General features: G+C 59.2%; 23 protein-coding genes and 1 riboswitch. Of the genes, 8 read left to right on the top strand and 15 right to left on the bottom strand.

Features of this window, described 5'->3' with window-relative positions:
• Nucleotides 1–16: 16 nt before the first annotated feature.
• Together G3N94_RS05765 and G3N94_RS05770 are read right to left on the bottom strand one after the other, a co-directional pair.
• Nucleotides 17–1,039 (bottom strand): LLM class oxidoreductase, encoded by a 1,023-nt coding sequence (locus G3N94_RS05765; protein ID WP_205791142.1) that lies wholly within the window; start codon nt 1,037–1,039, stop codon nt 17–19.
• Nucleotides 1,040–1,168: 129 nt separating this feature from the next.
• Nucleotides 1,169–2,146, bottom strand: a complete 978-nt coding sequence (locus tag G3N94_RS05770; protein WP_241021619.1) for a LysR family transcriptional regulator — start codon at nt 2,144–2,146, stop codon at nt 1,169–1,171.
• 151 nt (nt 2,147–2,297) lie between these two features.
• Between G3N94_RS05770 and G3N94_RS05775 the strand changes: the two genes are divergently transcribed.
• Both G3N94_RS05775 and G3N94_RS05780 read left to right on the top strand, forming a co-directional pair.
• A complete protein-coding gene (locus G3N94_RS05775; RefSeq protein ID WP_346778653.1) occupies nt 2,298–3,275 on the top strand; it encodes a TIGR03571 family LLM class oxidoreductase in 978 nt (325 codons plus the stop codon).
• A 12-nt stretch (nt 3,276–3,287) separates the two neighbouring features.
• Nucleotides 3,288–4,226: a nuclear transport factor 2 family protein gene (locus tag G3N94_RS05780; protein WP_205791144.1), complete on the top strand. Its 939-nt coding sequence runs from the start codon at nt 3,288–3,290 to the stop codon at nt 4,224–4,226.
• A gap of 142 nt (nt 4,227–4,368) precedes the next feature.
• Here G3N94_RS05780 and G3N94_RS05785 read toward each other — a convergent pair whose 3' ends face one another.
• The gene (locus G3N94_RS05785) at nt 4,369–5,262 is read right to left on the bottom strand and encodes a LysR family transcriptional regulator (protein WP_205791145.1); all 894 of its coding nucleotides are present in this window, start codon (nt 5,260–5,262) and stop codon (nt 4,369–4,371) included.
• Nucleotides 5,263–5,805: 543 nt separating this feature from the next.
• Between G3N94_RS05785 and G3N94_RS05790 the strand changes: the two genes are divergently transcribed.
• On the top strand, nt 5,806–6,879 hold the full coding sequence (locus G3N94_RS05790; RefSeq protein ID WP_205791146.1) for an alcohol dehydrogenase catalytic domain-containing protein: 1,074 nt from the start codon (nt 5,806–5,808) through the stop codon (nt 6,877–6,879).
• Between the two features lie 162 nt (nt 6,880–7,041).
• Here the strand turns inward: G3N94_RS05790 and G3N94_RS05795 are convergent, their stop codons facing one another.
• The 12 genes from G3N94_RS05795 to G3N94_RS05850 form a co-directional block, all read right to left on the bottom strand.
• A complete protein-coding gene (locus tag G3N94_RS05795) occupies nt 7,042–7,413 on the bottom strand; it encodes an enoyl-CoA hydratase-related protein (RefSeq protein ID WP_277398509.1) in 372 nt (123 codons plus the stop codon).
• 821 nt (nt 7,414–8,234) lie between these two features.
• Nucleotides 8,235–8,951 carry an ABC transporter ATP-binding protein gene (locus tag G3N94_RS05800; RefSeq protein ID WP_205791148.1) on the bottom strand — a complete coding sequence of 239 codons (717 nt, stop codon included), beginning with the start codon at nt 8,949–8,951 and terminating at the stop codon, nt 8,235–8,237.
• On the bottom strand, nt 8,951–9,724 hold the full coding sequence (locus G3N94_RS05805) for an ABC transporter ATP-binding protein (RefSeq protein WP_205791149.1): 774 nt from the start codon (nt 9,722–9,724) through the stop codon (nt 8,951–8,953). Before G3N94_RS05805 ends, G3N94_RS05800 begins: the two co-directional genes overlap by 1 nt.
• A gap of 20 nt (nt 9,725–9,744) precedes the next feature.
• A complete protein-coding gene (locus G3N94_RS05810; protein ID WP_205791150.1) occupies nt 9,745–10,914 on the bottom strand; it encodes an ABC transporter ATP-binding protein in 1,170 nt (389 codons plus the stop codon).
• A gap of 18 nt (nt 10,915–10,932) precedes the next feature.
• Nucleotides 10,933–11,883, bottom strand: a complete 951-nt coding sequence (locus tag G3N94_RS05815) for a branched-chain amino acid ABC transporter permease (protein ID WP_205791151.1) — start codon at nt 11,881–11,883, stop codon at nt 10,933–10,935.
• A gap of 299 nt (nt 11,884–12,182) precedes the next feature.
• Complete coding sequence (locus G3N94_RS05820) at nt 12,183–13,280, bottom strand: branched-chain amino acid ABC transporter substrate-binding protein (protein ID WP_241021630.1); 1,098 nt, start codon at nt 13,278–13,280, stop codon at nt 12,183–12,185.
• Between the two features lie 695 nt (nt 13,281–13,975).
• Nucleotides 13,976–15,028, bottom strand: a complete 1,053-nt coding sequence (locus G3N94_RS05825; protein WP_205791153.1) for a low specificity L-threonine aldolase — start codon at nt 15,026–15,028, stop codon at nt 13,976–13,978.
• A 193-nt stretch (nt 15,029–15,221) separates the two neighbouring features.
• The gene (locus G3N94_RS05830; RefSeq protein WP_205791154.1) at nt 15,222–15,452 is read right to left on the bottom strand and encodes a hypothetical protein; all 231 of its coding nucleotides are present in this window, start codon (nt 15,450–15,452) and stop codon (nt 15,222–15,224) included.
• A 149-nt stretch (nt 15,453–15,601) separates the two neighbouring features.
• A riboswitch (glycine riboswitch) is annotated at nt 15,602–15,691 on the bottom strand.
• Between the two features lie 467 nt (nt 15,692–16,158).
• A complete protein-coding gene (locus tag G3N94_RS05835) occupies nt 16,159–17,283 on the bottom strand; it encodes an alkene reductase (protein WP_205791155.1) in 1,125 nt (374 codons plus the stop codon).
• 521 nt (nt 17,284–17,804) lie between these two features.
• Entirely contained in the window at nt 17,805–18,716 is a 912-nt protein-coding gene (locus G3N94_RS05840; RefSeq protein WP_205791156.1) for a LysR family transcriptional regulator, read from the bottom strand.
• Between the two features lie 127 nt (nt 18,717–18,843).
• On the bottom strand, nt 18,844–19,851 hold the full coding sequence (locus G3N94_RS05845; protein WP_346778655.1) for an LLM class oxidoreductase: 1,008 nt from the start codon (nt 19,849–19,851) through the stop codon (nt 18,844–18,846).
• 215 nt (nt 19,852–20,066) lie between these two features.
• Nucleotides 20,067–20,789: a glucose 1-dehydrogenase gene (locus tag G3N94_RS05850; RefSeq protein WP_205791158.1), complete on the bottom strand. Its 723-nt coding sequence runs from the start codon at nt 20,787–20,789 to the stop codon at nt 20,067–20,069.
• Between the two features lie 381 nt (nt 20,790–21,170).
• Here G3N94_RS05850 and G3N94_RS05855 point away from each other — a divergent pair, with 381 nt between their 5' ends.
• The 5 genes from G3N94_RS05855 to G3N94_RS05875 all read left to right on the top strand — a co-directional run bounded on the left by G3N94_RS05855 (nt 21,171) and on the right by G3N94_RS05875 (nt 25,836).
• Nucleotides 21,171–21,893 (top strand): TetR/AcrR family transcriptional regulator, encoded by a 723-nt coding sequence (locus G3N94_RS05855; protein WP_205791159.1) that lies wholly within the window; start codon nt 21,171–21,173, stop codon nt 21,891–21,893.
• Between the two features lie 125 nt (nt 21,894–22,018).
• A complete protein-coding gene (locus G3N94_RS05860; RefSeq protein WP_205791160.1) occupies nt 22,019–22,489 on the top strand; it encodes a VOC family protein in 471 nt (156 codons plus the stop codon).
• Nucleotides 22,490–22,502: 13 nt separating this feature from the next.
• The gene (locus tag G3N94_RS05865; RefSeq protein WP_205791161.1) at nt 22,503–23,729 is read left to right on the top strand and encodes an FAD binding domain-containing protein; all 1,227 of its coding nucleotides are present in this window, start codon (nt 22,503–22,505) and stop codon (nt 23,727–23,729) included.
• Nucleotides 23,730–24,007: 278 nt separating this feature from the next.
• The gene (locus G3N94_RS42215; protein WP_346778656.1) at nt 24,008–24,172 is read left to right on the top strand and encodes a DUF485 domain-containing protein; all 165 of its coding nucleotides are present in this window, start codon (nt 24,008–24,010) and stop codon (nt 24,170–24,172) included.
• The gene (locus G3N94_RS05875) at nt 24,169–25,836 is read left to right on the top strand and encodes a cation acetate symporter (protein WP_205791162.1); all 1,668 of its coding nucleotides are present in this window, start codon (nt 24,169–24,171) and stop codon (nt 25,834–25,836) included. Before G3N94_RS42215 ends, G3N94_RS05875 begins: the two co-directional genes overlap by 4 nt.
• Nucleotides 25,837–26,030 lie beyond the last annotated feature (194 nt).

A 26,030-nucleotide genomic window follows, 5' to 3' on the forward strand; every position in this document is an offset into this window, starting at 1 on the left:
CTGCGCCCTATTTTGATCAGATATGCGAAGGAAAATCCGGAAGAACATATGCGGCCAGTTCGTCGAGGATCTCGTCATAAGGCTGGCGGCTGACCTTCGGATTGAGCGCAACGTGCGAGACGCCGGCCTCTCGGGCTGCCGCCAGATACGCCCGCAACCCGTTGCGCCCCGCACGAAATCCGCCGGAGATCCGCTGGAACGGCACGTCCGGGTCGTTGCTCAAATCAAGATAGCCCCCGAGCCCCCAGGGCTTGAACGCGTCGTCACCGGCAGCGAGGCGGACTTGGGTGCGCCAGTCGACACCGAACTGCGCGAGCCGGTCCACATTGGGCGCGGCGCCCAGGAAGCCGTCGAGATGATGCGCAAGCCACTGGATGCTTTGCTGCGCCTGCCCCACGGCGATCGCGGGAACCCGTCCGAACGGTGCCTTGGGCACCAGATCCAGTTCGCCGTTCGAGCCGCCGAACCGGGCCGATTCAAAATGCGGAAAGCGCTCCTCGGATACGCTTCGATACACGGCATACGCGTCGCGATAACGATCGCCACGGCTCTCGTAGTCGATACCGAACATGGGATAGTCGCTGTAGCGGTCGCCGGACGACAGGCCCAGCACCAGACGACCGCCGCTCAGTTGGTCCAGTGAAGTCGCCTGCTTCGCGAGATTCAGCGGTTCGCGGGTCGGCAGCACGATTCCAGTGGTGCCGAGCGCAATGGTCTGCGTGGCCGCGGCCAGATACGAGATGTAGACGAGCGGCTCGAAGATCTGCGCGACATCCCCGTAATGGGGATCGTAGAACGGCACGTCGCGCATCCACAGCGCACCGAATCCCAGCGCCTCCGCGCGTTGTGCCATCTGCACGTGGCCTCGCATCGTGGGCGCGGGTCGTCCCGGATGGGTTTCGAGCGGCAGAATCAGGCCAAGGGTCAGCGCGCTCGGTCGGAACAGACGCTGGAAGCCCGGATGCTGCTGGAGCGCAGGATGGGGAGTAGAGGTATCGGTGTCCGTAACCGATGGGACCGCGGCAAGGGAGTCAGTCATGGCTATGACCTCGTGGTTTCGCATGACCCACAGTGTCATTGATTCCGCGAGCGGGATAAATTGGCCAATGTGACCCGAACCCGGTCCCTCAAGGACCCAATCGTCGATGTGCCCCTCCTTGCGCCGGTGCTAGTTGGCGGCAGGCGTTACCCGCTCCCAAGGGACACCGGCGGACCATGACTCCACGAGCAGGTCGATGAATGCGCGAATGCGCGGCGACAAATGGCGTTTGCTCGGATAGATCAGGCGAATGGGATCCGGCGCGGTGCGATAGGCGCTCAGCACCTCCACGAGCGTACCGGCGCGCAGGTCGTTTCCCGTGATGTAGGTCGGCAAATAAACGAGACCGAAGCCGGCCAGCGCAGCCTCGCGCATCGCCTCGGAACTATCGATATTCAAGCGCCCGGGCTTGTCGAATACATAGGGCCCGTCGGACATATCGAATCGCCACGCTCGAGGATGTTCCGCGCTGATCAGAACGATCGTATCGTGCCCTTCCAGATCCTGCGGAATGCGAGGTGTCCCGCGCCGGGCAAGATAGTCCGGCGACGCACAGACGACGAACTGCTGGGAGCCCACGGTCCGGGTCAGGATTTGCGAATCGTCTTTCGGCGTACCGATCCGGACCGCGATATCGAACCCCTCGTCGACCAGATCGACGAACCGATCGGTAAACCAGATGTCGGCCCGCAAATCGGGCCACTGCTTCAGAAACACATCCAGGACCGGCAGCACGTGACGCTGGCCGAACGACAGCGGTGCCGTCAGCTTGAGTGTGCCGGTCGGTTTGCCCCGGCGCTGAGCCATCAGCGCGTCGACCTCATCGAGGTCCTGCAGGATCTGATGACAACGCTCGTACATAACCCGCCCTTCGTCGGTCAGGCTCAACGTCCGCGTGGTGCGATTGAGCAGGCGTACACCCATTCGCGTTTCAAGACGCAGGATCGATTTGCCGACGGCCGAGCGAGTCACGCCCAGCGACGACGCAGCCGCAGTGAAACTGCCGGCCTTCACCGCCGCCACGAATGCGGAGATATCACCGAATCGGTTGGGTTCCAAGGTAGCCAATGCCTCGCGATGTAAATGGAAAGCGGCGTTCCCTGACATGGGAATCCATGTCCCCAATCATCGCCGTATCCTTCAAACCTGTCCAGAAACGAATCATATCGAGGCAGGACTTCGACATGAGCAGTGCGAGCATCAACACGCCCGCATGACTGTCGAGGATCCATGCCTCTTCCTCGACCGGAGTCAGATCGTGAATCAGCCCCCTATCGGGCCCTTGCCTGCAGAACTGCAGGCACATCCGGGATACCGTCGGGTATTTCAACCCCGGCGGTTGACCTTCGGTTTCATCATGCCGCTGGAGGGTTATCCGCAGTCGCCGTTCCCGACGCTCGACAACCACCAGCGGCTGGCGACCATCGCGGACGAGGCGAGATTCTCCGCTCTCTGGATGCGCGACGTGCCGTTCTACGATCCGCAATTCGGCGACACCGGGCAGATGCTGGATCCGATGGTCTACCCGGGTTTCCTTGCGGCGCACACCCGCAAAATCGCGCTCGGTACCGCCGGCATCGTCCTGCCGCTTCGGGATCCGCTCAGCGTCGCCAAACAAGCAGTGTCCGTCGACCAGCTGGTGGACGGGCGATTGCTGCTCGGCCTGTCGAGCGGAGATCGCGCGATCGAATACCCGGCGTTCAACGTCGCGTACGAAAACCGCGGGGAACGCTATCGCGACGCATTCGACCTGATAAAGACCGTCACGAAACAATCGTTCCCTCGCGCCACGACCCGGCATTACGGCACCTTGCGAGGCGACATAGACATGGTGCCGAAACCCGCTCGCGAACGCATGCCCATGCTCGTCATCGACCGCGCACGCCAGGACTTGCGGTGGATCGCGTCGCACAGCGACGGCTGGATCTGGCACCTGAGCGATTTCAACCGCATCCCGGACCTGCTGCAGATGTGGCGTGCGAGTCACGAAGGCAGTTGGATGCGGCGCTACGGCTATGCGGCGTTCTTCGACCTCTCGGACAACCCGAACGAGCCGATGCAATACGTTGCCAACGGTATCCGGATCGGCCGCAACGCACTTATCGCGTTGTGGAAAAGGCAGCAGGCCCAGGGGGGCAGCCACGTCACGCTCAATCTCAAGCCTCTGCGCCGGCCGGCGGAAGAAGCATTGGCAGAACTCGCGGAATTCGTCCTGCCGCACTTTCCGGCCGAGTAAAGGAGAAATTCAATGTCGTCAGCCACTTCACGCAGTCAATTGCTCGACACGCTGGATGCATTCGTCGATGCATGGGCTGATCCTCACGTTGCGTCGGTCGGCAGCTTGCTCGACGAAAACGTCGCACTGTTCAGCAGCCACCGCGGACATGTTCATGGAAAGGACAAAGTCATCGCGCTGCTGCGCAACGAGTTTTCAGGCTCCAGTTCCGCCCGCATCGCGGCAACCAATCGCGTCGCGCGTGCCGATCGTGACAGCGCCGTCGTCAGTGCCTACGTTCACGGTGAAGTTCGCCCGGCCACCGCGCCTCGCGACTCAGCGGTCACGGAATTCGGCGGCGTCGTCGTCCTGACTGTCGAAACACGCCACGGTGAACCGCTGATTCGCGAAATCAGGATCCAGTTGAACTGGGTCCAGGGCGACGCCGCTTCGTTGCCCGGATGGAAGCTGCCACCGTCGGATCGCGCCCGGAAACCCGGAGACGCGCCGGCAGTCATCGTCAGCGAACTGGATGCCCCGTGGCATCGCGTTCCCGAGTCGTCGCTCCCGGACAGCGACGAACAAGCGATTGCCGACGCATGGTTTCGTTACGCATGGGCACTGGATCAAGCCGACTTCGTGCTTTTCGCCGCGGCCTTCAGTGAGCAAGCAGAGGCCGAGCTGACACCCATGGGGCACTTGAAGGGACGTCGCGAGCTAATGACGACGTTAAAGGCGTTCCGCATGCCTTGGACGTGGATGCAGCACAACGGTGAACCGCTCAGCATCGAGATCGGACCGGACGGAGATCACGCGACAATGGTGCTCGGCAGAATCATGCCGGGCCGCACCGGCGACGATACCGGCAAACGGTGGTACGGCGCGCATTATCGTATCCGCCTCGTGAAAGAACATGACGACACATGGAAAATCGAGCGCATGGCGTATTTTCCCGGCTGGTTCAGCGCGTGACGAAGGAACCAGCGGGCGGCACCGTAAAGGCTCGTACGCTGGCCGAAGACAGCGTGCCCGTCATTGACTGGCGTAGTGTGCGCGTTGGCAACGCCGGACGAATGCGCGTCCGGCTGACGCGGCCGCGCATGCCGTCCCGCACTCATGCATTCAATGTTTCCTGACAGGACTCGAATACACCGGACACCCACGAAAGGAACGCGCACAGCTTGGGTGCAAGGTTGCTGCGCTGCGAGTACACCACGGAGATCGGCTTCTGCGGCACCGGATACTTCTGCAGCACTTCCACGAGTTCGCCGCGCCGCAGTTCCTCGCTGACTGAGAACCGCGCCGGCTGAATCAGGCCGAAACCCGCTTTCGACAGCGCGATATAGGTATCCGAGTTGTTCACTTGGACGCTGCTGGTCATTCGAATCGTGGTCGGTCCGGCGTCGGTCTGGAAATCGAACGTCGGCGGCCGAACGCCTTTGCCCGACGTGTAATAGACGACTCGGTGATCGGTCAGGTCGTCCAGCGTTTCCGGTATCCCTGCTCGCTTCAGATAGTCCGGAGACGCAACCGTCACGCGCTTGAATACGCCGATCTGACGCGCGATCATCGTCGAATCGCCCAACACGCCGACGCGAATCGCGCAATCGACGCCATCTTCGATCAGGTCCACGATTCTGTCCGTTGCGCCAATGATCAAGTCGATGCCCGGATACTGCTCCCGGAACGCCGCGAGCTTGGGAACGATCACGCATTTCGCGATCGACGTCTGCATGTCGATCCTCAGCGTACCGGTCGGTTTCGCGACGCCCAGCCTGTAGACGGATTCGCTTTCGTCGACGGCACTCAGGATCTTGACCGCGGACTCGTAATAGAGCCGACCTTCCTCGGTCAGGTGCAGCTTTCTTGTCGTGCGATTGATCAACCGCACACCCAGGCGCGTTTCCAGGTCCTTGATCGCGCGTGTCACGACCGGCGTCGCAAGCTGCAACGTATCGGCCGCTTTCGAAAAACCGTTCACGTCGACGACGCGAACGAAAATCTGCATGGCTTGAAATTTATCCATTGACTACTCCCACTGGCACCTTGCGCAGCCTCGTCTCGAGACGCAACTGCCACGCTGATCCGTACGACTGCCTGATCGGGCACAACGTGCGCGTCGCCTGGACCAGGCGGCAGCACGCCCCGGGCTCATGGTGTGCGTCGTTAAATAATCGTTAGCAATACTGCTAACAATCGACGCACGAACACGCAAGCCCATGCGTCGATCCGCGCTCGAAGGGGTAAACACCTACCGTCGACACGTGCCTCTATTGTCGGCTCATCACTATAATTTATCAACCGATCACTTAAGTGTCGGCAAGAAGGAGAGACCGATACCGAGGCGAGCGAAGTCCTCAATCGCCTTCGTGCATTCCCGTGCCCGATCACCCCATTTGCAATGTCACGTCGGCGACGACCGACCATCAGTGGAGAGATGGCGGGCGCTGCGATTTTTCTGATCGGTATCGCAAGAAAGTTCATGCATCTCGTGCGGATACTTCCCGGTCCCGCATTGCATGGAGATGCGCGCTGTTCACAGGAGAGCTAGATGGCAACCATGAAAGCAACCGTATTCATCGAGCCCGGCCGTATTGCGCTCGAGGACAAGCCGATTCCGGACATCGGGCCGACTGATGCACTCATTCGCATCACGACCACGACGATATGCGGCACCGACATTCACATCCTCAAGGGCGAATATCCGGTCGAGAAAGGGCTGACGCTCGGCCACGAGCCGATCGGCATCATTGAAAAGCTCGGCTCCCAGGTAAAGGGTTACCAGGAAGGCCAGCGCGTGCTGTGCGCGGCCGTCACGCCGTGCGGGCAGTGTTCGTCGTGCCTGATGGGCTTCCACTCCCAATGCGGCAGCCGATCGCCAAGTGGCTGGAAGGTCGCCGGCGGATGGAAGATCGGCAACTATCTCGATGGCTGCCAGGCCGAGTATTTTGTCGTGCCCGACGCGCAGGCAAACCTCGCGCTGATCCCGGAAAACCTGACGGACGAGGACGTTCTGCTCATTCCCGATATCGTCAGCACGGGCTTCTCCGCGGCCGAATCCGCCGGCATCAAGATTGGCGACGTCGTCGTCGTCATCGCCCAGGGCCCGATCGGCCTCTGTGCGACGAGTGGCGCACGGCTCATGGGGGCAGCTCTCGTCATCGCGGTCGATCCGGTCGAAGAGCGGCTGCAGAAGGCGAAGACGATGGGCGCGGACGTTCTGCTCAATCCGACGAAGTGTGACGTGGTCGAGGAAGTGATGAAACTCACGCAGGGAGTGGGTGCGGACGTCGCCCTCGAATGTCTCGGCCGAGACGAGACGATCGGAACGTGCGTCAACGTCACGCGGCCGGGCGGCACGATCTCGAGCGTCGGCATCTATTCGAAGAGCATCCCGATCCCGCTGGACGGCTTTGGCGCCGGCCTCGCCAACAAGCGCATCGTGACGTCGACCTGCCCGGGCGGCAAGGAGCGCATGCGCCGACTGCTTAACGTGGTGTCGAGCCAGCGTATCAAGCTCGATCACCTCGTGACACACCACTACTCGCTCGACGATGTTGTCGAGGCTTATGAGTTGTTCGGCCATCAACGAGATGGTGTCGTGAAACTCGCGCTGAAACCATAATCGGCTTCGACGTCTCGTGAATGACCGAACCGCCCCGCGCTCGACCGCTTGATCGTTCAAGCGGCTCTGCCGCCTGCACGCTGGAACGCGGCGCCTGCGGCTGGTCAGGTCATTCCGGTCCCGACTGCCGGCCCCGCGAGGTCCATGGTTCGGCTCGGGGATTCAACGGCCTTCGACCCGCGGCTTGCGCTTCTCGACGAGGGCCTGCACGCCGTTCGCGAAATCGGTTTCCACGGCGCACGCTGCAAAGCTCTCCTGTTCCGCGAGCAACTGCTCAAATAGCGTGCGGTTCAACGAGTCGTTGAGCAATCTCTTCGTCCGGCCGAGCGCGCGTGTCGGACCTGCGGCAAGGCATGCCGCGAGGGCGCGCGTGGTATCGACCAGCCCCCCCGCGGGCACGACACGGTTGACCAGCCCCAATTCCAGCGCCCGTTGCGCGTCGAAACGATCGCCCAACAGCGCAATCTCCATCGCCTGCTTGAGTCCGACGATGTGCGGCAAGCGGTATGTGCCGCTCCCGTTGTAGGTTCGCAAAATACATGGCCTCGCACGCCCATGCGAATCAACGGTTTAGCCACCTTTTCTGCGAACTTCTCTGAGCATTAGTTGCAGAAAAGGTGGCCTTTCGCTACGAGATTTGCATTGAAATTGGCCTCTCTAGAAAGAGCGATAGATAACCACCGTAAAATCAATGACTTGCAATTAGATCGCTGACCCATGTGAGTGATACCCGGGTTGCGCCAAATCACCTCAGGTGAACCGAAGTCACGGGTTGTCAGCGCAACTGCACGAGGCCCGCGCGCGTGCCGAAGCGGTTCTGTCTAGACCAAGCACGAGTCTTGAGGTGCCGCGCGCCCGGCCAGCGCGCGCAGAGCAGTGGGAAAGGGATCACGGCACGGTGTCGGCGATTGCCAGCGTCCGACGACGAGTTTTTCTTCGCGACATAGCGTCACTCGAGCCTGACGCAGTCGGATACGACGGAGTACGACTACCTGGATTACACAATTGGGGTGCACCATTTCGCCACGTTGAGCCACGGCGCGTTGCAGCGCCCACGAAATTACAGCTACTTTGGTGTTCCAGCCGGTTCATATCCGGCGACAGAAAACAGGGGACGGGACTTACCGGTCTGGACGTTGTTCCGCAGTATGCTCTCCGCCTCACCTCTTCAAAGGCCCGCTCCTTGAGCGAGCCTTTTTCGTTTTCCGGCAATATCTTCCGATAACGTTTGTGATGAGGTAACTGTCTTCAATCCATCCGAATATTGACGCGGTGCACCGTACATTCCGGGTACTCGTTGAAGTATTGGCTGCATGCTCGACCACGCATGCAGCTTTTTTCATCGTGCGTGGTGCTCACTCCCCGAGATACGCGGCCCGTACCTTCGGATCGTCGAGCATCTGCTTCGCGTCGCCTTCCATCGTGACCGTGCCCGAGTCCATCACGTAGCCGCGGTCGGCTGCCTGCAGCGCGAGGCGCGCATTTTGCTCGACCAGCAGCACCGTGATGCCCTCCTTCGAGATCGTGCGCACCACTTCGAAGATCTTCTCGACCATGATCGGCGACAGGCCCATCGACGGCTCGTCGAGCAGCAGCAGCTTCGGCTTCGACAGAATCGCGCGCGACATCGCCAGCATCTGCTGCTCGCCGCCCGACAGCGTGCCCGCGAGCTGCGTCGCGCGCTCCTTCAGCCGCGGGAAAAAGCCGAACATCCGGTCGACGTCCTTCTTGATCCCGTCCGCGTCGTTGCGCAGGTACGCGCCCATCTGCATGTTCTCGAGGATCGACATCCGCGCGAAGATCCCGCGGCCTTCCGGCACCATCGCGAGGCCATGCTTGAGCAGCTCGTGCGTCGGCACGCCCTTGATCGACTTGCCGTCGTACTCGATGTCGCCCGCCGAATACGCCTTCAGACCCGTGATCGCCTTCATCGTCGTGGTCTTGCCGGCGCCGTTCGCGCCGATCAGCGTCACGAGTTCGCCCTGGCGGACTTCCATGTCAACGCCCTTCACGGCCTGGATGCCGCCGTAGTTGACCTGCAAGCCCTTGATTTTCAACATTGCCGCTGCCATCAGTGCACCCCTGCGCCGAGATATGCCTCAATCACCTTCGGATTCTTCTGCACGTCCTGCGGCAGACCCTCGGCGATCACCTTGCCGTAATCGAGCACCGTCATCCGGTTGCACAAGTGCATCACGAGCTTCACGTCGTGCTCGATCAGCAGAATCGTGCGGCCGTCCGAACGGATCTTGTCGAGCAGGCGCGTCAGTTCCACCTTCTCCGTCGCGTTCATCCCGGCCGCCGGCTCGTCGAGCGCGAGCAGCTTCGGGTCGGTCGCCAGCGCACGTGCGATCTCCAGCCGGCGCTGGTGGCCGTACGACAGGTTGCGCGACGTGTAGTCCGCGTACCGCAGCACGCCGACGTAGTCGAGCAGCTCGATCGCACGCTCCTTGATCTCGCGCTCTTCCTGGCGTTCCGCCGGCGTCTGGAACACCGCACCGAGCAGCCCGTGCTTGGTGCGCACATGGCGGCCCACCATCACGTTCTCGAGCGCGGTCATCCCGCCGAACAGGCGGATGTTCTGGAACGTGCGCGCGATGCCCGTCTTCGCGACCTGGTGCACCGCGGTCGGCTTGTACTCCGCGCCGTCGAGCTTGAATTCGCCCGAATCGGGCGTGTAGAGGCCCGTGATCACATTGAAGAACGTCGTCTTGCCGGCGCCGTTCGGGCCGATCAGCCCGTAGATCTCGCCTTCCTTGATCTCGAGGCCGACGTCGGACAGCGCCTGCAGGCCGCCGAAACGTTTGTTGACGCCCTTCACGGACAGTCGGATTGGATTGCTCATGTGTGTATTCTCCCCCGTCCTTATGCGCGCACCGGCTTCCTGACGTCGCGCTTCGCCAGTTTCGCGATCTTGTCCTCATGCTTCGGCGCCGGCCACAGGCCTTCCGAGCGGTACAGCATGATGATCACCATCGCGAGGCCATACAGCGCCTGGCGGATCACTTCGGTATCGACGATGTCATGACCGAACAGTGCGTGCTGCAGTGGGCTCATCGTCGAGCGCAGGAATTCCGGGAAGATTGCGAGCAGCACCGCACCCAGGATCACGCCCGGGATATGGCCCATGCCGCCCAGCACCACGCAGGCGAGCACCACGATCGATTCCCAGAACGTGAACGATTCCGGCGACACGAAGCCCTGGAACGAGCCGAACATCGCGCCCGACAGGCCGCCGAACGACGCGCCCATTGCGAACGCAAGTAGCTTCACGTTGCGGGTGTTGATGCCCATCGCCTTCGCCGCGATCTCGTCCTCGCGGATCGCCGCCCATGCGCGGCCGATGCGCGAGTGCTGCAGGCGCGTACAGGTCCAGATCACCAGCAGTGCGCACAGCACGAACAGGTAGTAGTACATGTAGACCGACGGCAGCTGGATGCCGAACAGCGAGTGCGTCTGCGCGAGGCTGAAGTCGCCGACGTGCACCGGATCGATCCCCGTGATCCCCTTCGGGCCGTTCGTGATGTTCACCGGACGGTCGAGGTTGTTCATGAAGATCCGCACGATCTCACCGAAGCCGAGCGTGACGATCGCGAGGTAGTCGCCGCGCAGCCGCAGCGTCGGCGCGCCGAGCAGGATCCCGAAGATCGCGGCGATCGCCATCGCGATCGGCACGATGATCAGGAACGGCACATGCAACCCGCCGGGCGCGAGGTTCGCGATCCACTCGAACTGCGTGGTCAGGTGCGGCGAGCTCAACAACGCTGCCGTGTATGCGCCCACCGCGTAGAACGCAATGTAGCCGAGGTCGAGCAGGCCGGCGAAGCCGACCACCACATTCAGGCCCAGCGCGAGCATCACGTACAGCATCGCGAAGTCGAGCACGCGGACCCAGTAGTTGCCGCCTGCTGCGCCGATGATGATCGGCGCGGCAATCACGAACGCCGCGGTCAGGATGCCGATGGTGACGGTCTTCGCGGTGTTGCGTTCTTCGACGAGCGTCGTCGAGGTTTCGATCGGTTGAATGGATGTCATGTTCTTGCTCCCCTTCCGTTACGCGCGATCCGCGACACGTTCGCCCAGCAGGCCCGACGGACGGAACACCAGCACGATGATCAGCACGATAAAGGCGAACACGTCCTGGTAGTTACTGCCAAATACGCCGCCCGTGAGATTGCCGATGTAGCCGGCACCGAGCTGCTCGATCAGGCCGAGGATCATTCCGCCAACCATTGCGCCGCCTAGGTTGCCGATACCGCCCAGCACCGCGGCCGTGAATGCCTTCAACCCGGGAATGAAGCCCATGTAGAAGTGCACGTTGCCGTATTCGGACGCGATCATCACACCGGCCAGCGCGGCGAGCGCCGAGCCGATCATGAACGTCGCCGAGATCACGAAGTTCGGGTTCACGCCCATCAGGCTCGCATTGTTCGGGTTCTCCGCGATCGCACGCATTGCGCGTCCCAGTTTGGTCTTGTGCACGAGCAACAGCAGGCCGCCCATCACGATGAACGCCACCGCGATGATCACGATTTCGGTCGCCGAGATCACGGCGCCCGACGTCGTGTCGGTCGCCTTGATCACGTTGATCGGGTCGGTCGGCAGCAATTGCGGAAACGGCAGTGGGTTGCGCGACCAGATGATCATCGCAGCCGTCTGCAGCAAGATAGATACACCGAGTGCGGTGATCAGAGGCGCGAGACGCGGCGCGCGGCGCAGCGGCCGATATGCGACCCGCTCGATCGTGAAGCCGACAAACGCACAGACGACCGCGGCGATGCCCAAACCGATCGTCAGCGTCGCAACGTTGCCCAGTTCAGGAAAATGATTTTGCAGCACGGTGATGGCCGACAGCGCGACCATCGCGCCGATCATCATCACGTCGGCATGCGCAAAGTTGACGATGCCTAGAATGCCGTAAACCATCGTGTAGCCCAATGCGATGATGGCGTACACACTGCCCAGCACCAGGCCATTTAGCAATTGCTGAATGAGAATGTCCATAGCTCAATCCGAGAAGTCTCTCTACCTCGTCACGAATCCAGGCGGAGCACGACAACTTATTCATGCCCAATCGCCTTTCTTGAAAATAAGCAGCAGCAAGCCGTGCGTTCAACGCGGTCGAGTAGCACTGATACATTACTGAAGCGAAAATTGATACGCGAACTACATCCCGATATCGACAATTCACCGCTGATATGTTCGAATTCCAATCACCACCGACGCACGACAAGAGCGAGCATGCGACCGGTGCGCTCGCATCACCCGCACGCACACCGGTCCGGCTCTGTGACGCGACAGTGTCAATACTTCACGGTGTCGAGCAACATCTGCTTCCCGTCGACATATTTGTAGAGCGAAATGACGCCCTGACGCAGATCGCCCCTCGAATCGAAACGAATGTCACCCAGCACGCCCTGGTAGTTGGTGGATGGCATCGCGGCAAGAATCTTGTCAGGTGCAGTCGACTGTGCTCGCTTCATCGCATCCGCGATCACATACACAGCATCGTAGGTGAACGGCGCAGCGAGGACCGGTGCGTTGCCAAAACGCGCCTTGTAGCTCTGCGCAAACGACGGACCCTTCGGCATCTTTTCCAGCGGCGCACCCGCGATCGAGCAAATCACATTACTGGCGGCGTCGCCAGCAAGCTTGGCCAGATCAGAAATACATACGCCATCGCCCGCGAGAATCTTCATCGGCATGCCGAGCTGCCTCGCTTGTTTGGCGAACGGTCCACCGGCCGCGTCGAGGCCGCCGAACATAATGGCATCCGGCCGCTCGCCCTTGATCTTCGTGAGGATCGCGCGGAAGTCCGTCGCCTTGTCGTTGGTCGCGTCGTGAGACACGACCTTTATGCCGTTGGCCTTTGCCCCCTTCTCGAACTCGACTGCGAGGCCTTGTCCGTATGCTGTCGCGTCGTCTACGATCGCAACCGTTTTTATCTTGAGAACCTTGCTAGCGTAATCCGCCAATGACGGGCCCTGCCGGGCGTCAGTCGCAACCAGGCGATACGTAGTCTTGAAGCCCTGCTGAGTATATGCAGGGTTAGTGGCGGTCGGCGCGATCTGAACAATCCCGGCGTCACTGTAGATCTTCGATGCAGGAATCGTGGTACCAGAATTCAAGTGGCCAATCACGGCAACGATCTTCGCGTCGGTAAGCTTTTGCGCAACCTGAGTCGCCTGACGCGGGTCTCCAGCATCGTCCTCCGCGTCCAGTACAAGCTTGACCTTCTGACCTCGAATCAACAGGCCTGCTGCGTTGATTTGGTCAACGGCCAGTTGGGCACCGTTCTGCAAATCCTTGCCCTGATAGGCAGCCTGCCCTGTCAAAGGAGCCGCCACGCCAATCTTGACAGTATCGTCGGCATGCGCAATTCCAGCGCACACCGTGACCATTGCCCCAACAAATCCTACAGTCGCCAAGCTGCGACCAAGCTTCTCGCTCTTGCCCATTTTCACCACCTCACGAAATGTTGCGGTTTGACCAACAAGCAGTTACGCACTTCAATCGTCGATCCATGTATCGCATCCATCGGTTGCCGCAACGTTCTCACGTGCTTCCTCGACAATCCGGAGCGCCGCCTATTGAAATAACCGTGATCTACATACGACCCGCATCGTTCTGACGCGCGATCGAGTCTCCTCCTCTGGCCATCATTGAGATGCTTCCGGTTCGTCATCTCATATGCAAATCCTCCTTAAGGACAAACATCGAAGCGAAGCTCATTTGAATCTGACATCAGATAATTTTTCAGTACTACTTATTTGACCTTCCACACCAATCTCATCTCGACCAGCCTATAACTGTTCTCATTCTCTACAAGATCCAGATCACGCACGGCGCCAAACGGATATACATATGTACGCCATTTTCCTATCCCCCGATAGAACCTGGGTCATCCGAAGCGCAGACACGAGTCCGCTGGAATTGAGGCTCCGCAGTCTGCATTCGGTTGAGCGCCGCACCTTTCTCAGGACGTACAACCAACCGAATTATTGAGGGCGGGGGGCGCCTTGCTGTTCATCGCCCCTCCGGCCCGGGTGTTGTGGAATGCTTCGCCCACTGTCATCCGAGCGATGGTTTTCCCGCATCAGGTAGAAGCGCATTTCAAATGCGAAAGGAGACAATCGATGTCCTCGCTCGTGGTCGCGAATGACGTCACGAACCGGACCACATTCGGCCCCCATCGATCATGAATGAACTCGACCCCTTCCCGCAGTAGCGACTCGATGACCGAGGCTGGCAAACGGCAGAAGACAATGTTTGCACCACTGCCGCCCAAAATCTCGACGTCCATTTCTCTTAGACCGAGGCCCAGACGATGCGCCATGTCATTCGCGTTTCGAGCGTTACGCAGCCAGAGATCGTCCGCCAGGTAGGCATCCATCTGAGCCGACAGAAAGCGCATCTTCGAGAAGAGATGACCGCCTCTCTTGCGACGGCAAGCAACCTCCGGCGCGAGTGCCCGGTTGAACAAAACGATAGCTTCGGCAGCAAGAACGCCGTTCTTTGTCGCGCCGAACGACAAGGCATCTACGCCCGCTTTCCACGTCAGTTCTGCGGGCGAGCAGCCGAGCGAAACAAGCGCGTTAGCGAATCGCGAGCCGTCCATGTGAAACTTCAAATCTGACTCGCGACAGACCTGACCGAGCGCTCCGATTTCCTCTCGTGTGTATACGCTGCCCACTTCCGTTGCTTGCGTGATACTCAGGCAAGACGGCTTCATCGTGTGGATGTCGCCCGCTATGAAGCGGGCCGCTTCGCGAAATTTGGCTACTTCTATTTTGCCGAGAGGCCCATCAACGAGAGCAAGCTTTGCGCCATGGGTGTAAAACTCCGGGGCCCCACATTCGTCGGTATTGATGTGGCTTTCTGGATGACAAAACACCTTTCCCCACGGTGGTGTCATCGCGCTCAGACTTATCGCATTCGCGGCAGTGCCGGTCGACACCAAAAAGACGTCAACTTGTCGCTCGAAGATCTCGCTGAATCGACTCACGACACGAGCGGTATAGTCATCGCCTCCGTATGGATTCGCTTGCCCGGAGTTGCATGCAAGAATCGCGTCGATCACTTCTGGCGACGCACCTGCGACATTGTCACTCTTGAAGTTCAACGCCGGAGAACGCTTGGTAACTTTCATGTCAACTTCCTTACGTCGTTTCGTCATCGTGCCTGGTTGATGCTTCCAGTTTCCGAGGCCACCGCCCGTTTGATCAGATGGTCTGCTTTTTGGCCACAAACACCGCATCGAATGTGATCGCACGCAGACGGCGATTCAGGCGAACGAATTCGGCGATCGATCCAATTTTTCAGAGCCTGCGCCAAAGGTTCAGTCAAGGCGATGCGTTATGCGCGAACACCCGCCTGACGCAATTCAGTAATGCAAAGCGCCTGTTCATTAGCTCCGCGTCGAGCTCGGGCAAGTGTTCTTCGTGAGGAGAGGACATTTTCATCACGGCAAAACGACGACGCGCCCTGGTTTTGAACAGGATGCGTTGCCAGGCGGAAGCGTCCGTGATGGCGACGCCCATGCCTTCAGCACCGATTCTGGCGATTCCCGACATGACATGGTCCAGACAAATGTTGAGCACCGTCGACTATTGGAGTCGACACGGATGCCCCATCTGTCCATGTACCTGAGAGTTTCGCTCGCACACCGATGACGGTGACGGCTCCCCTTCGGTGGGCGCACGAAGCGCCACTCTCCAGATGTTCTCGCTGCACGGTCCTTTTGCCTGAGAGTTTCCGGGGCGGTTGCTCCGTCGGCGTCGTCGAGAAGGACGATCTCTCCCGTGCTGCATTTGAAAGAACGCCTCCAACATAACGGAGTCAAAATACGCTGACAAGGTCTCACAGCACAAATATTTCGAACCTCAATGCATATGGATTCCTTACTATTTGCAAGAAGCTGCATAGCTTTTCTCGTTCCCGGAAACTTTCCATTGCGATCCGACATCCAGCACTTGATGTTGAATTTCGATGTCAGTTGCGCGACAACTTTCCGGAGGCCGCGAGATTTCTTCTGGATTTTCTTTACGCAACAAAGCGAGGCTGCCGCGGCCTCGTACATACTGAGAACCGCGACAGCCTCGCAACTGGAGGCCATCACCAATGCGCCTTCGTCCGCCGATTGAGCATCGGAAGCCGAGACGCCGGATGAGCTCGCTATTGGAGCCGAGTTTTTCTCACCACACTGAAGATTCGCGGTCCAAATCATCTTTTCACGCACTAACGGAAAAGACGCTCTGAACACGGTATTTCAGGCGACCGTCAGCGCGTGGCGTACGCGCTCTCGATGCCCGGCGTGTGCGTTGGATAGTCGACGTAACCCTTCTCGGAGCCACCGTACCAGTCCGTCAGAGCAGGCATCGCGATCGGCGAGCCGGTTTTCACACGCTCCACCAAGTCCGGATTTGCGATGAATGCACGCCCGAACGCGACCAGATCGGTCACCCCATCTTCGACAAGCGCCTTTGCCGTGTCGACGCCGATGCCGCCGTTGACAATCAGGGACCCGGAGTATGCGGGGCGGACGATATCGAGAATCTTGGGCAGATCGGGGCGATCAAACCAACCGTTGGTGTCACCGATGTGCAGATAAGCGACGCCGAAATCCTCCAGCATCTGGGCGACGTACTTGTATGTCTTGGCCGGATCCGGATCCCGTACGTTGTTGTAGGCTGCGAAAGGTGAAATCCGAACCCCGATCCGATTCAGCGGAACGACTTCAGAAACCTGCTCGAGGATTTCACGCAGGAATCGAGCTCGATTTTCGACTGAGCCACCGTAGCGATCGTCGCGCTGGTTGATCGTCGGCGACAGGAATTGATGGGGAAGGTAGCCATTAGCCGCATGAATTTCGATACCGTCGAAACCGGCTTTCATGGCATTTTCGGCGCCACGCCGATACTCCTGCACGGCCGCCTGGACCTCTTCGAGCGTCATCGCACGCGACGGCGTCGCATGAATCTTCGTGTACACGCCGTTCTGCAACTGCCCCCACACATGCAATTCATGCAGATCGTCGTTCACACCCGACGGCGACACCGGCTCCTTGCCTTCGAGCAGGGCAAACGAGCTGGCGCGACCGGTGTGCCAGAGTTGAGCAACAATGCGTCCGCCAGCGTTGTGCAGAGCATCCACGACGCGTCGCCAGCCTTCAGTTTGCTCCTGCGTATAGAGACCCGGTGAAAACTCGAACGACTTCGAGTTCGGCGTGATGTTGATCGCTTCCGAAATGATCAGCCCGGCGCTGGCACGCTGGACATAGTATTGCGCCATCAGTTCGGTCGGCACGTGGTTCTCGTCTGCACGGCAACGCGTCAACGGAGCCATGACGACTCGGTTGGGAAGGTGGATTGCGCCGAGATCAAAAGGGTCAAAAAGCGAAGCCATTCAGGTTCTCCTTGATGAAGCCGGGTGAATCAGACAGGAACCTGAAGCAGGTTCAACATGCCGACACGGAATACAAGTGATCGAACGATAAATACAGGGGCGTAACAACGCTCTCAAAATTCGCATTCCCCTGTTATCTGATAGAGACTATATGCGCTGCCTTCAGGGAGTTAAAGCAGCAAACGACAAACTGATAATTAGCAATTTTGCTAATAAAGCCGCAACCGACTCGTCGGCCCGACCCGCGAGGCGGATCTTCGTGTTTAGGTCGACGACCCTGCGTCGCCGCGGTAATTTCCGATCATCCGGCTACCGAGGCGGCCAGCATTCGGCGCGGCATCGCGAAGAGACAACGGCACGGTCATATGTTCGGGGCCCCACGCGAAGTCGAAAGTACCTGGTCCAACCCAAGGGCTTGCAACCAGAGATAGATCTTCCGACCATCACGTAAATCACGCACGATATGCATGGACCATCCGCGTGGAGGATCTGCCTGGAACAAGCGTCCAGCCAAAGAATGTTCAAGCATCCAGTGTTTCCCGGCAGGATTCGAACACATCGGCTACCCAGGATATAAAGGCGGCCAACTTGGGGGCAAGGTTGCTGCGCTGTGGATACACGACCGAAATTGGCTTTTGCGGCACCGGATACTGCGGAAGCACCTCTACCAGTTCCCCGCGGCTCAACTCGTCAGCTACCGCAAAGCGCGCAGGCTGAACCATTCCGAAGCCAGCCTTCGCCAGCTCGATATACGTATCCGAATCATTGACTTGAATGCTGCTGGTCATCCGGATCGTGGTCGGCCCTGCCTCCGTTTGAAAGTCGAACGACGGTGGTCGAACGCCCTTGCCTGACGTGTAGTACACAACCTTGTGATCATTGAGGTCATCCAAGGTTTCAGGCGTACCGGCGCGTTCCAGGTAATTGGGAGAAGCCACCGTTACGCGCTGAAACACTCCGACCTGTCGTGCGATCATCGTCGAATCGCGCAACGCACCGACGCGGATAGCGCAATCGATGCCCTCCTCGATCAAGTCCACGATCCGATCCGCCGTACCGACGATCAGATCGACCTCAGGGTACCGGTCTCGAAATTCGGCGAGCTTAGGAACGATCAGATGCCTCGCGATCGATGTCTGCATGTCGATGCGCAATGTTCCTGTCGGCCTGGCAGTCCCCAAGCGATACACGGACTCACTTTCGTCGACGGCGCTCAGAATCTTGACAGCAGATTCGTAATAAAGCCGCCCCTCCTCGGTCAGATGGAGACGTCTCGTTGTTCGATTGATAAGCCGCACGCCAAGCCGCGCCTCAAGATCCTTGACAGCCCGGGTGACGACTGGCCTGGCAAGCTGCAACCTGTCAGCAGCTTTCGCAAATCCGTTGACGTCGATGACGTGAACGAAGATCTGCATTGCCTGAAATCGGTCCATCAACTACTCCATAGGCGCTTTGGCGCCGCGGCATCACAACGCTCGAACGGACGCATTTCGCACCCGACACCCGCCCCCCCGAGCATCCAACTTCAGAGCACCTGCGCTACCTGACTCATGAGCCGGCTCAACCGAGCGACGGGAAATTCGGCAGCACGAACTCCGAAAGCTCCTGCAGAATCTCCTTGAACGGACGTCGGGAAGGCTTCGGATTGAATGCAACATGATTGACGCCGGCGCGCTGAAGCGTATCGAGATAGCCAATCAATCCGTTTCTCCCGACTCTTATCCCGGCCGGGATCGAGGTCAGCGGAAAGTTCGGGTCGCCTTCCAGCTGCAAAAACAGTCCTTCGAAAAATGGCTTGAACACACCTTCGCCGCCGACTCGCGTAACAGCGTTGAACCAGGTCTCCGTGATCAAGGAGACACGCTCAAGACCCACGTTATAGAAGAACCAGCCATCCGCATTCTTGGCGATCCAATCGACATCCTGTCTGCTCCGCCCCGTCACGAACATCGGGATCTTCCTCGCAATCGGTTTCGGGATCGTATCGACGCGACCGTTCAACGTCCCGAAGCGCGCGAAGTCACCAACGGGAAAGTCTTGCTCGGCCGCAAGACGTAACAACTCGAAAGCCTCACGAAACCGATCGCCACGAGACTCGAATTCGCCGCCCAGCCCAAACGCCGGGTACTCAACCGATCTGTCGCCGGAAGCTACACCCAGCAGCAAGCGGCCATTGGTCATGCGGTCGATCGATGCTGCCTGTTTTGCCAGAAGCAGCGGATGCCTTAAGGTAATGACTGCACTGCCAGTCCCTAGTGCAATCCTTGACGTGTTTGCGGCCAAAAAGCCCAGGTACGTAAACGGATCAAAGATCTGCCCAACGTCCCCAAACAGCGGGTCGAACGTTGGGACATCTCGCGCCCAGAGGGCGGCAAATCCCAATTCATCCGCCAACCGGGTCATGTCCGCATGGTCCGTCATCGTCGGCATTGGGCTGTCCGGATATCCCTCTAACGGTAGGATGAACCCTATGGTGAGACGCCGAGGAGCGAATACACGGGAATAACCCGCCAATCCGGCAACCGCTTGCCCCCCCAAGCCCAGTGCTGCAACCACAATACACTCCACGAAGTAGTACGGTCGTAAAATTGCCTGCAGCATTGCCGCAGGACCAACACACCTGGAAAGCCTGGACTCGAAGCCGGGCATGCATCGTCAACTCGATTGAACAAAACTTCTGCCCGGGATCATTCGACCCCGAACAGAAACGATATCGACATCTCGTGAGCGTTGACGGTCACGCATGCCATTCGCGGCACCACCTGTCGATCAGTTGTTCACCATCAGCGCGCCAGATATCCACCGTCGATAGCCAACTCGGCGCCGTTCACATAGCTCGCCTCGTCACTCGCCAGGAACAACACGCCGTTAGCGACATCAATTGGCTTGCCAATTCGCTTCAATGGCGTAGCAGCGATGAGGGATGCGTTAAGGTCGGCATCCTGATGCTCCGTCATCGGTGTTTCGATCAGCCCGGGATGGACCGAGTTGGTGCGAATACCTTCCGGCCCATAGGTGACCGCTGCATTTTTAGTCATATTGCGAACCGCGCCCTTGGAAGCGTGATACGCATGCGCACCCTCGACAGACGTATTCCCCCAGATCGAAGAGAAATTGACGATCGAACCACTTTTCTGCTTGCGCATCGGCTTAAGAACAGCGCGCATCCCAAGGAAAACGCCGGTCTGGTTAACTGCGATCATCTTGTGCCAGGCGTCAAGGCTGCAACTGTCGATCGGCTCGTATGCCAGGATACCGGCATTGTTGATCAATATGTCGACCCGACCGTGCTTCTGAAGGGTTGCCTCGATAATATTCGCCCAGTCTTCCTCCTTGGTTACGTCGAGCCGATAGTGTTCAACGCCCTCGGCGTGTGGCTTCACAGGCTCAACGATATCGCCCGCGACAACAATCGCACCCTCGCGCGCAAACAAATGGGCGATCTCGGCACCCATGCCCTTCGATGCTCCCGACACGAGAGCCACCTTGCCTTTGAGCCGCATCATGTTCTCCTCCTAGTGATGTTTGTCCAGAAGCGTCAACCCAAATGGAGTCGAGCCAAGGACCACTATACATCACTCGATAAATAAGGCAACCTTTATTTATCGATCGACCATTAGCAGCCTACTGTTCGCGCAACGCAACCTTCATACTGTCGTTCAGTTCGCTTAGCAGCCGAACGCCAGCATCGACGACGACGCGATTTCAGCCTGGCAGCGAGGGGACATATCGGCTATACAGACGCCGCGCGATCCGTGCCAGCCCGCACCTGTGTCGCCCGATTCGCGCGGCAGAGAAATGTGCGGCCTCCGCCTCTCCCCCGGAGCCGGCGACGTTGCTATTTGTCGGGGGATAGATAACAATGACTGGTGATCAGGAGCCCCACTATGCTGAAACCCAAGCGTGCCAAAAACGTCGCGTCCACAGAGACGGATTCGGCTGACCGCGTGGAAACCACGTCCGGACGACGCTTGGCTCCTGAGGAGCGGGAGCAGCAAATTGTCGCCAAGGCAATCGAGCATTTTGCGACACACGGCTTTTCCGGCAGCACGCGCGAATTAGCCCGCGAGATCGGCGTCACGCAGCCCCTGCTATATCGCTATTTCCCAAGCAAGGACGCGCTAATCGATCGCGTGTACAGCGAGATCTACAAGTGGGATCCGACTTGGGAGAAGCAGATATCGGACCGCTCCATCCCCCTGCAAGAACGGCTCTCGGCTTTTTACCAATCGTACGCGGACACGATTCTCCAGCGCGAATGGATTCGGACCTTCATCTTCGCCGGTCTCAGCCGCGAAGGCATCAATACGAAGTACCTCGGCAAGCTTCGCGAACGAGTCTTTCTGCCCGTCTTGCGCGAACTGCGCGCGGCATACGACATTCCTGCCCCCACGAATAAAGCCCAGCTCGAAGCAGAAATCGAGCTCGTCTGGAACTTGCACGCCAGTATTTTCTATATCGGGGTCCGAAAGTGGGTGTATGGCTTATCAGTTCCCGAGGATCTGGACGCACTGGTCAATCGTCAAGTCGACGTATTTCTGAACGGTACCCCCGCAACGATGAAAAAGATGCGCGAGACACCTCGAGCGACGCGTCGTAAGTCTGCCTGATCCATCCCCCCGATCTGGAAACCAGTGACGGGTAAACACTGATTCATTTCGCTGCACATCGGTCAGTCGCCGGCCTATAATTTATCGACCGATTAGTTATCGATCGATAAATTGAGGAGAAGGCGATGGCGATCACCAAACTCGCGCACTACTCGATCCGTACGACGGATCTCGAAAAGTCGCGTCAGTTCTATACCAGGGTCCTTGGCTTCCGCGAAGGATACCGCCCCCCGTTCAATTTCCCGGGCATCTGGCTTTACAACGGCCCCGACGAGTCCGAATTCGGCGTTGTCCACATCATCGGTGTCGATCCGAACGACGCCAGCGGACTCGTCGAGTACCTCGGTGACAAGACGTTGCCGCAGACCGGGACGGGGACCGTTGATCACATCGCGTTTCTCGCGACTGGGCTCGCAGACTTTTGGGCCAAATTGCGCAACGCGGGCTACGAGTGGCGAGACCGTACGGTCCCGAGCCTCGACCTGCATCAGGTGTTTGTCGAGGACCCTTCCGGCGTAACGATCGAAGTGAACTTTCCCGCACATGAAGCACTTGCGCTCAAGCAAACGCCGTTGGCTGAAGCGGCGGACAAGTAAGGAGATGGCGAAAATGCAAGTCAATCAAACGGATCGCCGCAAAGCTGTCATCGTCGGCGGGTCGCTGGGCGGTCTCTTCGCTGCCAATTTGCTGCTCCGCAGTGGTTGGGATGTCACTGTCCTGGAACGTGTGCCCGATGAACTCGCCGGACGTGGCGCCGGTATCGTGACGCATCCGGAACTGTTCGAAGCGCTGGAGGCCGCCGGCGTCGAAGTGAACGAGGACATCGGAGTCACGGTGCACAGCCGAATTACCTTGAACTCGGATGGAAGCGTTGCCGGATCCTGTCCGCTGACGCAGACCCTGACTGCATGGAGCAAGATGTTCCACGTGCTCCGTTCTGCGCTGCCCGACGCCTGCTACCGCTCGGGCGCGATCGTGGAGAACGTATCCAGCTTTGCGGACCACGCTGAAGTAACGCTGTCCGACGGCACTAAGCTGCAGGCCGACCTCGTCGTCGCGGCCGACGGGTTTCGCTCGAATATCCGCCAGACCTACCTCCCCAAAGTTGAATTGCAGTACGTCGGCTACATTGCGTGGCGCGGGCTCGTCGACGAACGCGAGCTGACGCCGGAAGCATGGGAGATGCTGTTCGATAAGTTCGGCTTCTGCCTCCCTTCTGGCGAACAGATGCTGGGCTACCCCGTGGCCGGCCCGGGCAACAGCACGCGGCCCGGCGAGCGTCGCTACAACTTCGTGTGGTATCGGCCGACCGACGAGTCAGTTGCGCTGCGAGATCTGCTGACAGACGCAAACGGCAATTACTATGCGAACGGCATCCCGCCACACCTGATTCGCCCCGACGTGCTCGCAGACATGCGTGAAGCCGCGCACGATCTGCTTTCGCCGGAATTCGCGGAAGTGGTCCATAAAACAAAGCAGCCGCTGTTTCAGCCGATCTACGACCTCGAGGCAACACAGCTTGTGTTCGATCGAATCGTATTGCTCGGCGATGCCGCATTCGTCGCTCGCCCTCATTGCGGCATGGGTGTCACCAAGGCCGCCGGCGATGCGGTGCAGCTCGCCGAATCGCTTGCTGCAAGCAACGACATTCACGAAGCGCTGGCGGACTATGAACGAAAGCGCCTGCAATTCGGGGGGGCGATCGTGGAACATGCTCGCCACCTGGGCGCCTATATGCAAGCTCAGATGAAGAGCCAGCTCGAACGGGATATGGCAGAGAAGTACCGTACCCCGGAGGCCGTTATGAGAGAAACGGCGGTAGCTCCGATCATCTAGCCAACGTGCGGCAGGCGTAACCGGCCGACAGAGCCGGTGCTGCCGCATCGGAACGATTCGCCACATCAGGAGACTGCGCATGACACACGTGGCAGCTTGTCCGGAAGGTTCCCGATCTGCAATGCAGGGAGAGGGACATCCAATCGTCCCGCTCACGGCGGGTGATATCCGGTTTCGTCAGTTCGTCAAACGGCGGCGCAGATTCTCCTGGACGGTGGCCGGCAGCATGCTTGCATGCGTACTTCGCTTTCATCTTGCTGATCGCATTCGCACCTGGCGTGCTCGGGACCCCGATCGTTACCGGCCATCCGACCACGTGGGGCATTCCTATAGGTTTGGGAATGCTAGCGTTCACGTTTGCGTTGGTCGCCATTTATGTTCATCGCGCCAACGCGGTGTATGACGCCATCCTCGATGCTATTCGTCGGGAGGATCAATCATGAACTTCCACAAAGCATTGCCAGTGCTAGTTGGGTTTTTCACCCCCGGTGCCTGGGCAACGCCAGTCATAAGCGTCCCCGTCTCGGTCACCCAACATCAAACGCGAAACCCGATTGCCATCGGCATGTTTCTCGCATTCGTGGTCGCAACGTTGGTCATCACGCGATGGGCGGCCGGCAAGAATAATGGTGTCGCCGACCACTATGCCGCCGGAGGCAAGATCACCGGCCGCCAGAATGGCTGGGCCATTGCGGGCGACTACATGTCGGCCGCGTCGTTGCTGGGTATTTCGTCGCTGGTGTTTTCCAACGGTTACGACGGGCTCATCTATTCGATCGGCTTCCTCGCAAGCTGGCCGATCATTCTGGCGTTGATTGCTGAGCCACTTCGCAATCTGGGGCGCTACACGTTCGCCGACGTCGTCTCATACCGACTCCGGCAGCGTCCGGTAAGAATTTTCTCCGCAATTAGCTCGCTCGTCATCGTGTTGCTCTATCTCGTCTCGCAGATGATCGGCGCCGGCAAACTCGTGCAATTGCTTTTCGGCATCCACTATCTCCCTGCCGTCATCATCGTCGGCGTGCTGATGGTCGTGTACGTGTTCTTCGGCGGGATGCTCGCCACGACGTGGATCCAGATCATCAAGGCCATCCTGCTGCTCTCGGGTTGTGCCTTCATGGCATTCATGGTGCTGCGTCATTTCGCATTCGACCCGGACGCACTCTTCGCCGCAGCTGTGCAGGCACATCCGCATCATGAGGCGATCATGAGCCCCGGAGGCCTGATTCACGATCCGGTCTCGGCGGTATCGCTCGGTCTCGCCCTGATCTTCGGAACAGCCGGCCTCCCGCACATCCTGATGCGCTTCTTTACCGTGGCGGACGTGAAAGAAGCCCGCAAGAGCGTCCTCCACGCGACCGGCATCGTCGGCATTGGCTATGCGCTGATTGTGATCATCGGATTTGGCACCATCGCACTCGTGTCGACCGACCCGAGCTATCACAACGCCAACGGTGCGCTGATCGGCGTCGTCAACATGGTGGCGATTCACCTGGCGCATGCGATCGGCGGCGACGTCTTCCTGGGCTTCATTTGCGCCGTGACGTTCTCGACGATCCTGGCGGTGGTATCCGGATTGACGCTGGCGGGCGCTTCCGCTGTATCTCACGATCTTTATGCGAACGCGTTGCGACGTGGCCGTGCCACGGACAAGGAGGAGCTGAACGTGTCGCGCCTCACCACGGTGGTGCACGGCGCACTGGCGACCTTACTGGCGATCGCTTTTGAAAACCAGTACATCGCGTTCGTCGTCAGTCTGGTGTTCTCGATTGCTGCGAGCTCGACGTTTCCCGTACTGTTGCTGTCAATCTACTGGCGTGGCCTCACTACCCGAGGCGCCGTCATGGGCGGAATGCTTGGTTTGCTGACCGCAGTCGTTCTGACCGTACTGAGTCCGACGGTATGGGTACAGGTTCTGGGACATAGCCGCCCAGTCTATCCGTACGAATACCCAGCGCTCTTCTCGATCATCGCGGCTTTCGTAGGCATCTGGGCGTTTTCGGTGACGGATCGCTCGGTGGCCGCGAATCGCGAACGTGCTCTATTCGACAATCAGCTCGTGACGTGCGAAACCGCTGAACCAGCGACCGCTCACGCGAAAAGCTGATGCGCGATCGACAGGTCGGGCCCCAGTCGCATCAGAGGCCATCCGCCCGGCCGGCCATCGATCAATCTGAATCGATCTGGGCGATGCATGCACTGGCGAAAGGCCCAGTTCGTGCATAGTCGGCGACAGCCAATGGCGGCCTCAAATGCAAATGAATCACCATGATCACGAGAAGCGACCAGCGCCCACACCTT

The organism is Burkholderia sp. Ac-20353 (genome assembly GCF_017104785.1).
Lineage (GTDB): Bacteria > Pseudomonadota > Gammaproteobacteria > Burkholderiales > Burkholderiaceae > Burkholderia.

What these genes read in the sequence shown, in the direction of transcription:
- G3N94_RS05765 (WP_205791142.1), bottom strand. Translation starts at nt 1,039, where the DNA reads ATGACTGACTCCCTTGCCGCGGTCCCATCGGTTACGGACACCGATACC.
- G3N94_RS05770 (WP_241021619.1), bottom strand. Translation starts at nt 2,146, where the DNA reads ATGTCAGGGAACGCCGCTTTCCATTTACATCGCGAGGCATTGGCTACC.
- G3N94_RS05780 (WP_205791144.1), top strand. Translation starts at nt 3,288, where the DNA reads ATGTCGTCAGCCACTTCACGCAGTCAATTGCTCGACACGCTGGATGCA.
- G3N94_RS05785 (WP_205791145.1), bottom strand. Translation starts at nt 5,262, where the DNA reads ATGCAGATTTTCGTTCGCGTCGTCGACGTGAACGGTTTTTCGAAAGCG.
- G3N94_RS05790 (WP_205791146.1), top strand. Translation starts at nt 5,806, where the DNA reads ATGGCAACCATGAAAGCAACCGTATTCATCGAGCCCGGCCGTATTGCG.
- G3N94_RS05800 (WP_205791148.1), bottom strand. Translation starts at nt 8,951, where the DNA reads ATGGCAGCGGCAATGTTGAAAATCAAGGGCTTGCAGGTCAACTACGGC.
- G3N94_RS05805 (WP_205791149.1), bottom strand. Translation starts at nt 9,724, where the DNA reads ATGAGCAATCCAATCCGACTGTCCGTGAAGGGCGTCAACAAACGTTTC.
- G3N94_RS05810 (WP_205791150.1), bottom strand. Translation starts at nt 10,914, where the DNA reads ATGACATCCATTCAACCGATCGAAACCTCGACGACGCTCGTCGAAGAA.
- G3N94_RS05815 (WP_205791151.1), bottom strand. Translation starts at nt 11,883, where the DNA reads ATGGACATTCTCATTCAGCAATTGCTAAATGGCCTGGTGCTGGGCAGT.
- G3N94_RS05820 (WP_241021630.1), bottom strand. Translation starts at nt 13,280, where the DNA reads ATGGTCACGGTGTGCGCTGGAATTGCGCATGCCGACGATACTGTCAAG.
- G3N94_RS05825 (WP_205791153.1), bottom strand. Translation starts at nt 15,028, where the DNA reads ATGAAAGTTACCAAGCGTTCTCCGGCGTTGAACTTCAAGAGTGACAAT.
- G3N94_RS05830 (WP_205791154.1), bottom strand. Translation starts at nt 15,452, where the DNA reads ATGTCGGGAATCGCCAGAATCGGTGCTGAAGGCATGGGCGTCGCCATC.
- G3N94_RS05835 (WP_205791155.1), bottom strand. Translation starts at nt 17,283, where the DNA reads ATGGCTTCGCTTTTTGACCCTTTTGATCTCGGCGCAATCCACCTTCCC.
- G3N94_RS05840 (WP_205791156.1), bottom strand. Translation starts at nt 18,716, where the DNA reads ATGGACCGATTTCAGGCAATGCAGATCTTCGTTCACGTCATCGACGTC.
- G3N94_RS05850 (WP_205791158.1), bottom strand. Translation starts at nt 20,789, where the DNA reads ATGATGCGGCTCAAAGGCAAGGTGGCTCTCGTGTCGGGAGCATCGAAG.
- G3N94_RS05855 (WP_205791159.1), top strand. Translation starts at nt 21,171, where the DNA reads ATGCTGAAACCCAAGCGTGCCAAAAACGTCGCGTCCACAGAGACGGAT.
- G3N94_RS05860 (WP_205791160.1), top strand. Translation starts at nt 22,019, where the DNA reads ATGGCGATCACCAAACTCGCGCACTACTCGATCCGTACGACGGATCTC.
- G3N94_RS05865 (WP_205791161.1), top strand. Translation starts at nt 22,503, where the DNA reads ATGCAAGTCAATCAAACGGATCGCCGCAAAGCTGTCATCGTCGGCGGG.
- G3N94_RS05875 (WP_205791162.1), top strand. Translation starts at nt 24,169, where the DNA reads ATGAACTTCCACAAAGCATTGCCAGTGCTAGTTGGGTTTTTCACCCCC.